The organism is Flavobacterium sp. W20_MBD1_R3 (genome assembly GCF_052119725.1).
Classification (GTDB): Bacteria; Bacteroidota; Bacteroidia; order Flavobacteriales; family Flavobacteriaceae; genus Flavobacterium.
Window position 1 is genome coordinate 376,483 of the sequence record NZ_JBGQOR010000002.1, and the last position, 13,133, is coordinate 389,615.

The window sequence follows — 13,133 nt, forward strand, 5'->3', positions numbered from 1 at the left end:
AACAAACTGGCGAAGCAATCAAAAAATCAATTATGTTAAAACAATTTTTTATACTGTGTTCCGGAGCAGATAAAGATCTTCTTGAAGGTTGTTCCGAAGGCGAACAAACCAAATATGTAGGTATTGGCGCCACTGTTTTCTTTACTGCGGTCCTGGCTTTTCTTGCCAGCTCGTACGCGCTGTATACCGTTTTTGACAGTATGTATCCCGCAATTGCATTTGGTGTAGTTTGGAGTTTACTCATTTTTAATCTGGATCGTTTTATTGTTTCCACTATTCGAAAAAGAGACAAACCGGGAAGCGAATTTCTACAGGCAACTCCCCGAATTATTTTAGCCATTATTATTGCTGTTGTAATTTCGAAACCATTGGAAATTAAAATCTTCGAAAAGGAAATTAATACCGTTTTATTGAAAGAGAAAAATGCAATGGCTTTGAATAACAAAAAGGAAGTGGCCAATTATTTCAAAGCGGATTTGGATAAAAATAAAACAGAAATCGATAAATTAAAATCGGAAATCACTAATAAAGAAAAAGAAGTAAATACCCTTTATGAAACCTACATAAAAGAGGCCGAAGGAACTGCAGGAACCAAAAAACTGGGCAAAGGTCCTGTTTTTAAAGAAAAAATTGCCAAACATGATTTGGCAAAACAAGAACTGGACACCTTACAAAAAACCAACTTGGCTAAAATTGCTGAAATGGAAAAAAATACCAAAACCCTCCAAACCGATTTAGATAAAAAAGTGACCGAAACCCAACCTATTATTGATGGATTTGACGGTTTAATGGCTCGAATCAATGCCTTGGATAAGCTGCCTTGGCTGCCTTCCTTTTTTATCATGCTCTTGTTTTTAGCTATTGAAACCTCTCCTATTATTGCCAAATTACTTTCTCCAAAAGGAGAATACGATTATAAATTAGAAGACCTTGAAACAGCACTGCGAGCAACAATCGAACAGGACAAATACCAACGCACTTTGTTAGTAAAAACTAGTGCAACGATGCACGATAAAGTCTACGGAGATATTGCTGAGGATAAAAAACTGTATGATCTACAGCGAAAAAACGCTACAGATTTACTTGAATTACAATCCAATAATTTTGTAGAAAAGCAGAAAAAAACGCTTTAAGTCAAAGATTGAAATTCCTGAACTCAAAAGGTGGTAAAAAATCTTTTGACTTTATGACTTTCAACTTTAAGACTAATTACATATGACTCAAAATTTCTTTTTTGAAAGCATCATATTCTCCTTGTAGAATCAATCCGTTGTCAAGCAATTTTTTATAATTCTGCAATTTTTCAAAAAGTTCATCTTGTGATAAATCATTTAGCGATTTTTCTTTAGATGACACCGCTATCTCCTCGAATTCCTGACTATCAGCAGTAAAATTGGGCTGTGCTATTGACATTATTTCGGCAAAATTAGTTACCTCTTCCGTTTCCATTTCTTCAACAATCTCATCTTCTGCTATTGGTGTAACCGGAACTCCATCTACAAGTGTTGCATTCAATACTGCTCCTGTTTTCAAAATATCCAATTGTTCTTTAGCGTAGGTAAAAATCTTTCGCGCTTGTATTTTAGGAATATAATCAATGGAAACTTCCATATTTGTTCTGGTTGTAAAAGAAAACTCAGAACCCAAAATGTTTTCTTTTACAAAAGTTCCTTCAATCTCGTCCCAAGTGTAATCAATAAAATTCATTGAAAGCCCCAAATTTTTGGGTTGACAAATAATAATTCTCTTATTAGTCATCACAATACTATCAGGCAAAACGGTTATCGCTGGTTTTTTTTGAACAGCAATATAGCCAATTTCTTCATTCTTCATTAATAAATCACTCAGTTTTGAAGCAATTTTGTCAATAGCTTTTGGGTCTTGTTCTTCGTTTAAAAACTTCTTAAATTGTTCTTTCATGTTCTGATGCTTATTTATTCGCAGGTATTTATAATTTTCTTTTGATTTTTATTGGCAAAAGTAATACCTAATTTTGTAATTCCTGAATTTCATTTTGCAATTTCCTTGTTAAACTTTTGAAAACCAACTCATAGGAATGATCCACCAATTGTTTGATCAATACATCCGAAACCCCTTTGTTAACGGCAATCGTATTCCAATGAATTTTACTCATATGAAAACCAGGCTGAATCTCTTGATAGTCAGCTCGTAACTCCACTGCGCGTTCCGGATCACATTTTAAGTTGACTGCTGGCTCTCCTTTCTCCCACTGTTGTAAAGATGATAATGCAAACATTTTTCCTCCCACTTTAAAAACTAAAGTATCATCATCAAAGGGAAAATGTTCTGTAACCCCTTTCTTTGAAAGACAATATTCATAGTAGGTTTCTAAGTTCATCTTAGGAAATTATTTTTAGTCGTTGTTTAAAATAGCATACAAGACCGGCTTACTCGGACTGGCATCATTCTCAAAAGAAGCAATTTGTAAATTCAATAAATAACTTCCATCTGCAACAGCATCTGCAACAAAAATCATTTCGGTTATCGTAGCATTCAAGCGAGCTTCTGTATTTAAAACAGTCACATCAGTAACATTCCAAAAGGCTTTGTGCGCTAAGAGTTTCCCTTCATCTTTTTCTTTATCAACACTTGGTAAATCAATAAGCAAATGCTGAATATTGCATTCCCTGATAAATAAAGCGGCCTCTTCAGTAAGATAGGGCGGGTTTGTATGCGAATATTTTCTGGATTTTTTATCTTCCCCGTTAGGTAAGGTCCTAATAACAAGTGCTTCTGGAGATCTTCCCTGCAAAGCATTTTCTATCGCCTCTTGAGTAATTACCAAATCCCCATCTCTATCTTCAAATGGTACTGAAATCAATTCCGAAACAAAGAAAAACTGCTTCAAGGATTTATTAATGCTGTAAAATTCTTTTGTAATGTGCCCTAAACACTCGGTATGTGTGCCGTGCGCGTGAGGATTAAATAAAATATTATTGAAATTTGTAGATGACATTCCTACAGAAACCTTCCCTACCCATTCCTCAAATCGTACTGGCTCAATCACAGGCTTACTAATATACCACGCAATAGGATTTTCATCCGTATTGGTCAGCGGAATCGAAATATCTAAAGGCTTTGACAAATCGACTTCGAAACTGTTGTTATTTTGTTGAATTTTTGCTAGCACACTTTTTTATTTTATGCCACTAAAGTAAAAAGACACAAAATTCCCTGAAATTTCAAGGATTTCTTTGCTTCTTCACCTCTTTGTGACGGATTTAAACTACTCCAAATTTAAGTAAAATAAATCCGATGCAATTCCATCCGTCAAAAACTTTCCTTTTTTCGTTGGTTTCAATATATTATTTTGGACTAAAACTAAATCGTCATCAAGGAACTTCTGTACTTGTTTTTTCAGATATTCCAAATATTCAATTCCAAATTCAGTTTTGACTCTATCCAAAGAAACGCCCCAAATCGTCCGTAAACCCGTCATAACATATTCGTTGTATCGGTCCATAACCGAAAGAATTTCTATTTCATTGGGCAATTTGTCTTCTTGAATAGATTTCAAATAAATAGAATTATTAGACACATTCCAACTTCTCGAAATGCCATCATAACTGTGCGCCGAAGGACCAATTCCGATGTATTTTTTCCCCAACCAATACGCTGAATTATTCTTAGAAAAGTAATTCTCCTTCCCAAAATTCGATAATTCATAGTGAATAAAGTCTTTGGCTTCGAGTGTTTCGACCAAAATGGCAAAATGCTCTTGCGTGACTTCATCTATAGGCGCAGCTATTTTCCCCGTTTGAATGAGTTTATTCAAAGCCGTTTTTGGTTCTACTGTCAGCGCATAACTCGAAATATGCGGAATCCCAAAACTCAAAGCTGTTGCAATATTTTGTTTCCATTTCTCATTACTCATTCCCGGAATTCCGTAAATCAAATCAAGGGAAATATTGTCAAAATATTTGGCGGATTCTTCCAGACATTTTCTGGCTTCCGCCGAATTATGAGCCCGATTCATCAATCGCAAATCATCTTCAAAGAAAGACTGAATCCCAATGCTCAACCTGTTAATTTTGCTTTTAGACAATTCGATTATTCGTTCACTTGACAAATCATCCGGGTTGGCTTCCAAGGTAATTTCAGGATTATCAATCACAGCATAATTACTATAAACTGCAGCGATCAAAAAATTAATTTCTTCGGATGTCAAAACACTCGGCGTTCCACCACCAAAATAAATGGTTTCAATTTTATGGTCATTTTGAGCGCCGTCGAGAAGTAAAAACTCGCTTTTACGCATTTGGATTTCTTTGGCAATAGCCAAAACCATCTCGTCCTTCTTCTTCATCGAAGTCGAAAAATGGAAGTCACAGTAATGACAAGCCTGCTTGCAAAAAGGGATATGAATGTAGATTCCGCTCATTAATTCAGTGTTCAGTTATAAGAAAGTGGTCAGTGGTCAGATTTTTAGTGTTCAGTCTAGAGAAAGCAAATATGTATTATATACTGATCACTCCTTTCTAACTCCAAACTTTTCAGGATTCAATATCATATAATTTACAAGTTTTCCAATTTCTAAACTTTCAGAAATAAATTCCTGATAAATAGCTTCAGAAATATATTTACAAGATACGGCAAACTCTAACCAAACTTGCGTTTCTGAATTTTCCCCATCAGAATCGGTCAACTTACTATAAAAATGTTTTGGATAAGTCCTCTTTCTATATGCTTCAGCAATAGTTGCAGGAACACTTCTTGAAGAGCGCCGAATTTGATCTGTCAATGAATAGGTTTCTTCCTTTGGAAATGATTTTGTTATTTCAAAAACCTTCATTGCTAATGCAAACGATTTTTTATAGGCTAATAAATCTTGGAATCTCATATGATACATTTTAAAAAACGGAATACTCTAACTTAATTAAAACTGCTAAAAACTAACTACTCATCCCGGTCCAACACAACTGAACACTAAAATACTGAACACTGATCACTTTTTTATTCGTTCTTCGTTTTGTTTTACAAAAGCATCCCAACCGGTATAACTTTTCTCCCCAACCACTTTTCCAGAATTGAAAAAATGACAAACTGCGGCTGCCAATCCATCGGTACTATCAAGATTTTTAGGTAATTCTTTCAGTCCTAAAAGTTGCTGAAGCATTTTGGCAACTTGTTCTTTACTGGCGTTTCCGTTACCGGTAATTGCCATTTTTATTTTCTTGGGTTCGTATTCCGTAATGGGTATATCTCTCGAAAGTCCCGCCGCCATGGCCACACCTTGTGCGCGTCCCAATTTCAGCATCGACTGCACGTTTTTACCAAAGAAAGGGGCTTCAATCGCAATTTCATCTGGATTATGGGTATCAATCAACTCAATAGTGCGTTCAAAAATGATTTTCAATTTTTGATAATGATTGTCATATTTGGACAATTGCAGTTCATTCAGTTGCAAAAACTCCATTTTTTTATTGACAATTTTTATCAATCCAAAGCCCATGATCGTTGTTCCCGGGTCAATTCCTAATATGATGCGCTCGTTTGCCAATTCTTTATAATTTATACTTCTTTGTAATTACACGAAGGTACTCGTAGGTACCACAGAGATGCACTAAGTTTGCCATCCTCCTACTATTCATTTGTGAATTTTCGCTAATTCTTTGTGAATCTCTGCGAAATAGCTTTTTCACAATACTTTTGCTTTACTTTGCACCAATGATTTCAATTCCACACAAAACTAAGCAATTCCTTGTACTTCTAATCAAAGTTTTGATTGTGGGCGGCGCGTTTTATTTTATTTACAATCAATTGGCAAATAATGACAAATTAGATTGGCAAAAATTCACTGTTTTATTCCAGAAAAATCAGTCCATTGGCGGAATCGCGTTTATTTTGTTATTGAGTATCTTAAATCGGTTTTTTGAAATATTGAAATGGCAAAATTTAGTCCAGTTTATTCAAAAAATTTCTTTGGGACAAGCCACCAAACAAGTTCTTGCCGCGCTGACTGCCGGGCTGTTTACCCCAAACGGCGTAGGCGAATATGCCGGAAAAGCGTTGTTTTTTGATAAATCAAACACTAAAAAAGTGCTTTTCTTAAACCTTATTTGCAACGGAATCCAAATGATACTGACCGTTATTTTTGGAATTTTTGGATTGTTGTATTTCAATGCGCAGTACCACGTGATTACCCCAAAAACGGTAGCGTTGCTTTTTGGATTTCTAATACTCCTTTTTGTAGTTTTATTTTCGGTCAAAAAAATCACTATCAAAGGGTATTCTATCGAAAAACTGCTTCATAAGATTAATGAAATCCCAAAATCAATTCACCAAAAAAATATCTTCTTGGGTATTTGTAGGTATTTAGTTTTCTCCCACCAATACTACTTTTTGTTTCTGGCTTTTGATGTAGACTTGCCTTATTTCACCTTGATTGCCACCATATCATCCGTTTATTTCTTAGCCTCATCGCTGCCTACTTTTCAGTTTTTAGACTTTGCCGTAAAAGGAAGTGTTGCGGTTTATTTCTTTGGAATTTTAGGTGTGAATGAATGGATTGTCATTTTCATTTCGACTTTAATGTGGTTTTTAAATGTGGTCTTACCTGTGATAATTGGCAGTTATTATGTGTTTAATTTTAAAATTCTCTCCCCAATTCTCTCCAAAACTGAGGGAGATAAAACTTAATAAGATAGTTATGATTACAAATGTTTTATTTTTGGTGCTTTTGATTTATGCCGTTTTTATTGGACTTTTGATTTATGGTTTCATTAAATTAAATACAATTAAATTTACTGGGGTAGCGCCAAAAACAAAATTCTCAATTATCGTCCCTTTTCGTAATGAAGCTGAAAATCTACCTATTCTATTAAACAGCTTATCGAAGTTAAATTATCCGACGGAATTATTCGAAGTGATTCTGGTCGATGATGAATCGGAAGAAGTGTTCATAGCTCCGTGCTCTGTGCTCAGTGTTCAGATAATAAAGAATGTTCGGGTTACGAATTCACCCAAGAAAGATGCAATTGTAACCGCGATGCAAATTGTCAATACGGACTGGATCATCACCACCGATGCCGATTGTGTTGTTGATAAAAACTGGTTATTGACATTGGATAATTACATTCAGCTCCATAATGTTGCGATGATTGCAGGAGCGGTGACTTATGATTGTGGCAGTTCATTTCTACATCATTTTCAGCAGTTAGATTTAGCAAGTTTACAAGGCGCCACCATTGGGAGTTTTGGTCTTAAAAAAGGTTTTATGTGCAATGGCGCTAACTTTGCATACACCAAATCATTTTTTCAAGAGCTAAATGGCTTTGAAGGAAATGATAGAATTGCCAGTGGCGATGATGTTTTCCTGTTACAAAAAGCGATTGCCAAATCCCCTGAAAAAGTGCATTATCTAAAATCTAAAAGTAATATTGTTATCACAAAACCACTGGATAATTGGAAATCATTATTCCATCAGCGCGTTCGTTGGGCCTCTAAAACAAGTTCCTATCAAAGTACTTTCGGGAAAGGATTGGCGATGATCGTTTTTGCGGGAAATTTATGTTTGGTGTTGGGTGTGGGGTGTTGGATCCTGCGCATTATTCCGTTTCAAAATATACTTTTGCTGTTACTTTTAAAATTTCCTGTTGATGTCGTTTTGATATACGAGACTAATTCATTTTTAACCAAAAGCAAAATGAAGTATTTAATTTTAAGTAGTTTGTTCTATCCTTTTTTTAGCGTTAGCGTGGCTTTGTATTCTTTGTTTGGAAAATACGAATGGAAAGGCCGAAGATTTTAGATTGCAGATTCTTGATTAACGATTTTTGATTTAACGCAAGATTAAAAAACTAAAACAGTGTGTTTTTTGCTTATAATTATTAGAGATTTCTAAAGGTTTACTTAAATCAAGAATCGTCATCCGAGCTAAAAAGCAAATAATAACGTAATCTGAAATCAAAAATCGCTATTCTTCATTCGAAAATCCTTTTTAGAACTACTCAACTTTTAGAATTACTGGCAGAATAAATTGTGTTTTTACGGGAATTCCACGCTTAAGAGCTGGATTTATTTTGGGAAAATTCACCAAACGGACTTTTAGAATACTATCAATTTTTATGGTGTCATACGCCACTGAATCTTTTGAAAATTGAGGCTCAAATTGCAGGGATGCATTAGGAAAGACAGTCACTTTCACTTCAATCGTATCCAGTTCAGGATAAAGAATAGATAGGGTATCAACGCTCAATTTATCTTGAATCAACTGCGTTAAAACCTCAAAAAAGCACTGTTGGCGTTGTTTTTTATCTTCTATTTTTTCACAATCTACTACTGATGGATATTCGTCGACTTCTTTCCAGTTAATGGCTTTCAATTCCTTTTGCAACAATTCTTTTTCCGAGGGAATTTGTTTGTCAAAGTATTGACAGGAATTAAAAAAAATAAATACTAAAAAAAGGTAATATGGCTTCAAGGTTTTGTTTTTGAATGGAACTAATATTTTATAAAAATACAATTATTTTATTTGAGATGCTTTGTAAAGCAAATAATCTTCATAGTTTTCAGCAAACCATCTCTTTTTATTTGCGGTAGCAATTTCTTTTTGATTTGGATACAAAGCCGCCAATCGATCTGAAAAAGCAGCAATCTGAATGGTGTATTTATAAAACTCCTCTTTTGTCAACACTACATCGACATCTGATTTTTTATCAAAAAATTCAAAAAAAAAGTGCGTCAAACTCTTTCAAGGAAAAATTCAATACTTTTGCTCTGTTTCCGTTATAAATGGCCTCCTTTAAAAGCGTATCATTATCATTTATAATTTTTTCTTGGGCATTTACAGTCCATGAAAAAAAAGCGAAAAGGAACATAATCGTAAATAAAAAACTTAATTTAATTCCTTTCATAAGCTTGTTACGTGTTGCTTTGGATTTTCAAAATTACTAAAAATAAATTTATGGATGTACTGCTTTTGGTTCTCAGTTTTATGTGTGTAATTTTAGGTGTTTTTGGTAGCTTTTTACCGGTTTTGCCTGGACCAACTATAAGTTGGGTTGGGCTTGCATTACTCTATTTTACGAATGCTGTTCCAGCGAATTATTGGATTTTAGGAATTACATTTTTAGTCACTGTTATCGTTTCGGTATTAGATTACGTGATTCCAGCCACGGGAACCAAAAAGTTTGGCGGAAGTTCGTATGGTATTTGGGGAACAAATATTGGACTAGTTGTTGGAATTATTGCTCCCGTTCCTTTTGGCTTCATTATCGGGCCTTTTTTAGGCGCACTGATAGGTGAACTTATTTACGATTTTAAAGACCACAACAGAGCTTTGAAAGCAGCCGCAGGTTCCTTTGTGGGTTTTCTGGCATCTAGTTTCATGAAGTTTGTGATTTGCGTAATGTATTTTGGATTGTTTATATGGATTGTCTGGAGCCATAAATCGGAATTGTTTTAATTTACAAACTTATAGAAACAAAAAAAGTTTTACTACTGGCCTCTTTTTTGGAACGAAAGGACTGGAACCCGTCTCGACCCAAAAGACGAAATGACCGACATGTATTCTATTCAGCTTGGAAATTACTCACTACTCTTTCTATGGAAGCAAAATGCGGCTTTTTTAATTGCAATTCTTCTTTTAATGCTTTTATTTTTGTTTCAAATTCTTTGAAATACGCCAACGCCCATCGCCTTTGAACAGATTTGTGACAACTTAGATTGGTATTGTTTTCCATTAAACGCTTATCAAATTCTTGTGTAAATCCCTTATAAAATAATCCTTGATGATTTTTTATGATGCAACCAAAATACCTATCGATTATCATTTTGAATTTTACAAAAACAAAAAAAGCCTTTCGATACGAAAGGCTTTTTTATTACTGGCGGTCTGGACGGGACTCGAACCCGCGACCCCATGCGTGACAGGCATGTATTCTAACCAACTGAACTACCAAACCAGCTTTCTTTTTAAATCAAAAAAGCTATCCACAAAGTGGAAAGCTTTTCATTGGTCTAACTACTAAACCCGCTACGAGTTACAAATTCGCAGCAAACAACACAACTAACGTTAAAAACCTTATGGGGCAAAAAAGCCTTTCTGTTACGAAAGGCTTTCCCCAATATTGCGGTCTGGACGGGACTCGAACCCGCGACCCCATGCGTGACAGGCATGTATTCTAACCAACTGAACTACCAAACCTCTGCGTTATTGCGGTGGCAAAGATACAATAGATTTCCGTTTACGCAAGCGTTTTTAAAAAAAATAATTGATAAAATTCAGCACCATCATCCAAAGTTTTGTTTTTCAACCAAGTATGTCATCACTATTTTTTCAAAACTTTCATCCACGCTTACCGGAATGTACTTTATTCGGTTTTGAGAACAAGTCAAAGCCAGCTTTTTGAAGTAACTTTCTACCTGTTTTCCATATTCTTCTTTGATATTATCCGCAAAAATTGCTACTTCTTCTCCTGTCTCCACATCAATAAACTTCCTTGGAGCATTATCAAAGTCAAAATTCAACTCGGTTTTGCTATCAACAACGTGAAATAAAACTACTTTATGCTTGTTGTGCTTCAAATGTTGCAGCGCATTAAATAACGCTTCCTCGTTGCCAGATTGAAACATATCCGTAAATAAGATGATCATCGAACGGCGGTGGATTTTCTCCGCTATTTGGTGCAAGAACGTAACCGTATCAGTACTCTTTTTAGCCGCAGGTTTCTCTAAAAGTCCTTCAAGTGTGTTTAATATCATTCGATGATGGCGATCACTGCCTTTTTCAGGCGCGTAGTACTCATAGGTGTCCGAAAACACACTAATCCCGACAGCGTCTCGTTGCTTCTTCAACAGATTCATTAAAACCGCTGAAGCCAAAACAGCAAAACCAATCTTATTCTCAAAAAAATTCTGACTGTCTTTTAGTTTTGGATAATGCATCGATGAGGAATTATCAATAATCAGATGGCATCGCAAATTCGTTTCTTCCTCAAAACGTTTCGTATACAAACGATCCGTTTTGGCAAACAATTTCCAATCAATGTGCTTTGTGCTTTCGCCAACATTGTAGACTTTATGCTCGGCAAACTCAGCCGAAAAACCATGAAACGGACTCTTATGCATTCCTGAAATAAAGCCCTCAACAACCTGATTGGCCAGTAACTCCAGATGCTGAAAACTGGAAATTTTCTCTATTTGCGATTCGATCTTCATCTACCAAATATATTAAAAGATTGAACGATTTAAAAATTTAAAAAGGAAGAAGAAAACAGTACACCAGCAGATTCGCCTTGTACTACAGTTTCACCGTTAACAAATGAATTTTTTAAACCAAAGAGACCTAAATATTAAAATTTAAAACTTTACAACCCGCCCCTTTCTGATTTAAAACCAAAAAAAAGGCTTGACTCTCGCCAAACCTTTTCCCTGAATCCATTACAGATCCTATCTAAATTATAATCTACTGATTACAACAATGCGTCTAAACTATCCGCGTAAGTCTGTTTTGGGGCTACCCCTACTTGCTTACCTACTACTTCTCCGTTGTGAAAAACCAATACTGTTGGTATATTTCTCACTCCATACTTTGCAGCAAATTCCTGATTTGCGTCAACATCTACTTTTCCTATTACTACTTTTCCTTCATATTCAGTACTCAGTTCATCAATGATTGGTCCTACCATTCTACACGGTCCACACCATGCAGCCCAAAAATCAACCATTACTGGTTTGTCAGATTTCAAAACCAATTCTTCAAAATTCGCGTCTGTTATTGCTAAAGCCATACTATTTAATTTTAAGTTTATTGTTTGAATGTTTAAAATTCCAAACTAGAATACAAATTTAGAAATTAAAAACAAATCAAACACTATTCCCGAATTAGTTTTGACTATTTCTACATCGTAAATTATTATTCAATAGGCTCACTATTCTCCTTTTATTAAATATTTGGAGCTATTTCCTGCTGTACGCTGTATTCCCAATTAACAAAAACTACGGCTAAAAAGCCTTGTTTTTCTAAATCGGGAGATGCCGCTCCCCTCAGGGCTAGGAACTTCCTGAAAACCAAAACATTTATACCTAAAAAAGACCGTCATTTTAGACAGCCTTTTAAAAAATCTAAATTTTCATCTCTTACAAACTATATTTCACTCCAAGCGTTAAGCCCAATCCGCTAATCCCAACATAGGAACTCAACTCATCTGTAGGTCTGGAAGTGTCTACCGTATTAAACTGTGCGTTATTAGAGTTACTGTCTAAACGGTCTGAGTAATTAGAAAAAATCTGCGATGTTGTGCGCGTGTTCAATCTATCCGTTCCATTAACAGTAAATTCAGTAGTTTCTTTATCTTTACCATGAACAGTGAAGTTGCGATACTCCAATTCTGCAAAAGCAGAAAGGTTTTTGGCCAACTTATATGAAGTTCCTAAAGCTGCTTGAAAACCTACGGTAGGATTTGGCTTGATTACGTCTTTACTAAACACATTTACACCCGCACCGGCAACAGCATTGGTTTCAATTGTTAAATCTCCATGAATAGGCACAATTACGCCAACTTTAGAATAGGTTTCAAATCCTTTTACTTCTCCTAGAAAAAACACCACTGCTGGAGCTAAATCAAAAGCCGTAATTTGCCCAACTGACCGTAATGTTGTTGCGCCATCATCAACTCTTTTGACCATTGTTTTATCCGTACTGTTATAATAATTGACTCCCATTTCCAGACCCAAGCGATCCGTGAAACGATACCCTACGCTACCAGATGTGCGAAAACCTTCTCCAAAAGATCCTGTTATACTCTCTTCGGAAACTAAATTTCCTCCAACATACACTTTACTTAATGCTGACTGTCCTCCTACTGCAGGAAATTCCGTTGCAGCAGTTTGAAGAAAATAAGAGCCTCCTAATTTAAAATACCAACTTTCTTTCTTTTCCGTTTGCCCTATCATAACAATAGAACAAAACATAAATCCAAATAAAAATAAATTCTTTTTCATGATTTTTGCTGTTTAATTTACACAAACATAATGTAAATATAACCAACGATTACGGGCATTTAGCGCCCAAAAAACACAAACGACAGTTCTGTCAAACGCTATGCTAAATTTTTACTATACAAGCACTATTTTAACAAAAACAACATTATAAAAATTTATTTTTAACT

The 13,133-nt window shown here is 35.2% G+C and carries 16 protein-coding genes and 2 tRNA genes; 4 read left to right on the top strand and 14 right to left on the bottom strand.

Features of this window, described 5'->3' with window-relative positions:
- Positions 1-32 precede the first annotated feature (32 nt).
- Positions 33-1,133 carry a DUF4407 domain-containing protein gene (locus ACEN2F_RS04725; protein ID WP_441736594.1) on the top strand — a complete coding sequence of 367 codons (1,101 nt, stop codon included), beginning with the start codon at positions 33-35 and terminating at the stop codon, positions 1,131-1,133.
- Positions 1,134-1,209: 76 nt separating this feature from the next.
- On the opposite strand, the gene ACEN2F_RS04730 is transcribed toward ACEN2F_RS04725, so the two are convergent.
- The 6 genes from ACEN2F_RS04730 to ruvC form a co-directional block, all read right to left on the bottom strand.
- Positions 1,210-1,920 carry a PH domain-containing protein gene (locus ACEN2F_RS04730; protein ID WP_441736595.1) on the bottom strand — a complete coding sequence of 237 codons (711 nt, stop codon included), beginning with the start codon at positions 1,918-1,920 and terminating at the stop codon, positions 1,210-1,212.
- Between the two features lie 67 nt (positions 1,921-1,987).
- Positions 1,988-2,359: an MmcQ/YjbR family DNA-binding protein gene (locus ACEN2F_RS04735; protein WP_441736596.1), complete on the bottom strand. Its 372-nt coding sequence runs from the start codon at positions 2,357-2,359 to the stop codon at positions 1,988-1,990.
- Positions 2,360-2,374: 15 nt separating this feature from the next.
- Entirely contained in the window at positions 2,375-3,151 is a 777-nt protein-coding gene (locus tag ACEN2F_RS04740; RefSeq protein ID WP_441736597.1) for a cyclase family protein, read from the bottom strand.
- Positions 3,152-3,247: 96 nt separating this feature from the next.
- On the bottom strand, positions 3,248-4,402 hold the full coding sequence (hemW, locus tag ACEN2F_RS04745) for a radical SAM family heme chaperone HemW (protein WP_441736598.1): 1,155 nt from the start codon (positions 4,400-4,402) through the stop codon (positions 3,248-3,250).
- An 87-nt stretch (positions 4,403-4,489) separates the two neighbouring features.
- Positions 4,490-4,861: a four helix bundle protein gene (locus tag ACEN2F_RS04750; RefSeq protein ID WP_441736599.1), complete on the bottom strand. Its 372-nt coding sequence runs from the start codon at positions 4,859-4,861 to the stop codon at positions 4,490-4,492.
- 105 nt (positions 4,862-4,966) lie between these two features.
- Positions 4,967-5,521 carry a crossover junction endodeoxyribonuclease RuvC gene (ruvC, locus tag ACEN2F_RS04755; RefSeq protein ID WP_091203117.1) on the bottom strand — a complete coding sequence of 185 codons (555 nt, stop codon included), beginning with the start codon at positions 5,519-5,521 and terminating at the stop codon, positions 4,967-4,969.
- A 167-nt stretch (positions 5,522-5,688) separates the two neighbouring features.
- Here ruvC and ACEN2F_RS04760 point away from each other — a divergent pair, with 167 nt between their 5' ends.
- Together ACEN2F_RS04760 and ACEN2F_RS04765 are read left to right on the top strand one after the other, a co-directional pair.
- Positions 5,689-6,660, top strand: a complete 972-nt coding sequence (locus ACEN2F_RS04760; RefSeq protein ID WP_441736600.1) for a hypothetical protein — start codon at positions 5,689-5,691, stop codon at positions 6,658-6,660.
- 10 nt (positions 6,661-6,670) lie between these two features.
- Positions 6,671-7,771 carry a glycosyltransferase family 2 protein gene (locus ACEN2F_RS04765; RefSeq protein WP_441736601.1) on the top strand — a complete coding sequence of 367 codons (1,101 nt, stop codon included), beginning with the start codon at positions 6,671-6,673 and terminating at the stop codon, positions 7,769-7,771.
- Between the two features lie 195 nt (positions 7,772-7,966).
- On the opposite strand, the gene ACEN2F_RS04770 is transcribed toward ACEN2F_RS04765, so the two are convergent.
- Positions 7,967-8,443 carry a hypothetical protein gene (locus ACEN2F_RS04770; RefSeq protein WP_441736602.1) on the bottom strand — a complete coding sequence of 159 codons (477 nt, stop codon included), beginning with the start codon at positions 8,441-8,443 and terminating at the stop codon, positions 7,967-7,969.
- A 42-nt stretch (positions 8,444-8,485) separates the two neighbouring features.
- On the bottom strand, positions 8,486-8,707 hold the full coding sequence (locus tag ACEN2F_RS04775) for a hypothetical protein (RefSeq protein WP_441736603.1): 222 nt from the start codon (positions 8,705-8,707) through the stop codon (positions 8,486-8,488).
- 219 nt (positions 8,708-8,926) lie between these two features.
- Here ACEN2F_RS04775 and ACEN2F_RS04780 point away from each other — a divergent pair, with 219 nt between their 5' ends.
- Positions 8,927-9,427 carry a DUF456 domain-containing protein gene (locus ACEN2F_RS04780; RefSeq protein WP_441736604.1) on the top strand — a complete coding sequence of 167 codons (501 nt, stop codon included), beginning with the start codon at positions 8,927-8,929 and terminating at the stop codon, positions 9,425-9,427.
- Between the two features lie 106 nt (positions 9,428-9,533).
- On the opposite strand, the gene ACEN2F_RS04785 is transcribed toward ACEN2F_RS04780, so the two are convergent.
- The 6 genes from ACEN2F_RS04785 to ACEN2F_RS04810 form a co-directional block, all read right to left on the bottom strand.
- Positions 9,534-9,794: a GIY-YIG nuclease family protein gene (locus ACEN2F_RS04785; RefSeq protein ID WP_441736605.1), complete on the bottom strand. Its 261-nt coding sequence runs from the start codon at positions 9,792-9,794 to the stop codon at positions 9,534-9,536.
- Between the two features lie 55 nt (positions 9,795-9,849).
- Positions 9,850-9,926 (bottom strand) — tRNA-Asp (locus ACEN2F_RS04790).
- Between the two features lie 168 nt (positions 9,927-10,094).
- Positions 10,095-10,168: transfer RNA gene (locus ACEN2F_RS04795), tRNA-Asp, on the bottom strand.
- A gap of 86 nt (positions 10,169-10,254) precedes the next feature.
- Positions 10,255-11,181, bottom strand: coding sequence for a DUF58 domain-containing protein (locus ACEN2F_RS04800; protein ID WP_441736606.1), 927 nt, complete (start codon positions 11,179-11,181; stop codon positions 10,255-10,257).
- A gap of 254 nt (positions 11,182-11,435) precedes the next feature.
- Complete coding sequence (gene trxA / locus ACEN2F_RS04805; protein ID WP_126454285.1) at positions 11,436-11,753, bottom strand: thioredoxin; 318 nt, start codon at positions 11,751-11,753, stop codon at positions 11,436-11,438.
- 349 nt (positions 11,754-12,102) lie between these two features.
- Entirely contained in the window at positions 12,103-12,966 is an 864-nt protein-coding gene (locus tag ACEN2F_RS04810) for an outer membrane beta-barrel protein (RefSeq protein ID WP_441736607.1), read from the bottom strand.
- Positions 12,967-13,133 lie beyond the last annotated feature (167 nt).

Bases quoted from the DNA above. Each gene is read 5' to 3' on its own strand.
- ACEN2F_RS04725 (WP_441736594.1), top strand. From the start codon at position 33: ATGTTAAAACAATTTTTTATACTGTGTTCCGGAGCAGATAAAGATCTT.
- ACEN2F_RS04730 (WP_441736595.1), bottom strand. From the start codon at position 1,920: ATGAAAGAACAATTTAAGAAGTTTTTAAACGAAGAACAAGACCCAAAA.
- ACEN2F_RS04735 (WP_441736596.1), bottom strand. From the start codon at position 2,359: ATGAACTTAGAAACCTACTATGAATATTGTCTTTCAAAGAAAGGGGTT.
- hemW (WP_441736598.1), bottom strand. From the start codon at position 4,402: ATGAGCGGAATCTACATTCATATCCCTTTTTGCAAGCAGGCTTGTCAT.
- ACEN2F_RS04750 (WP_441736599.1), bottom strand. From the start codon at position 4,861: ATGAGATTCCAAGATTTATTAGCCTATAAAAAATCGTTTGCATTAGCA.
- ACEN2F_RS04760 (WP_441736600.1), top strand. From the start codon at position 5,689: ATGATTTCAATTCCACACAAAACTAAGCAATTCCTTGTACTTCTAATC.
- ACEN2F_RS04765 (WP_441736601.1), top strand. From the start codon at position 6,671: ATGATTACAAATGTTTTATTTTTGGTGCTTTTGATTTATGCCGTTTTT.
- ACEN2F_RS04780 (WP_441736604.1), top strand. From the start codon at position 8,927: ATGGATGTACTGCTTTTGGTTCTCAGTTTTATGTGTGTAATTTTAGGT.
- ACEN2F_RS04785 (WP_441736605.1), bottom strand. From the start codon at position 9,794: ATGATAATCGATAGGTATTTTGGTTGCATCATAAAAAATCATCAAGGA.
- ACEN2F_RS04800 (WP_441736606.1), bottom strand. From the start codon at position 11,181: ATGAAGATCGAATCGCAAATAGAGAAAATTTCCAGTTTTCAGCATCTG.
- trxA (WP_126454285.1), bottom strand. From the start codon at position 11,753: ATGGCTTTAGCAATAACAGACGCGAATTTTGAAGAATTGGTTTTGAAA.
- ACEN2F_RS04810 (WP_441736607.1), bottom strand. From the start codon at position 12,966: ATGAAAAAGAATTTATTTTTATTTGGATTTATGTTTTGTTCTATTGTT.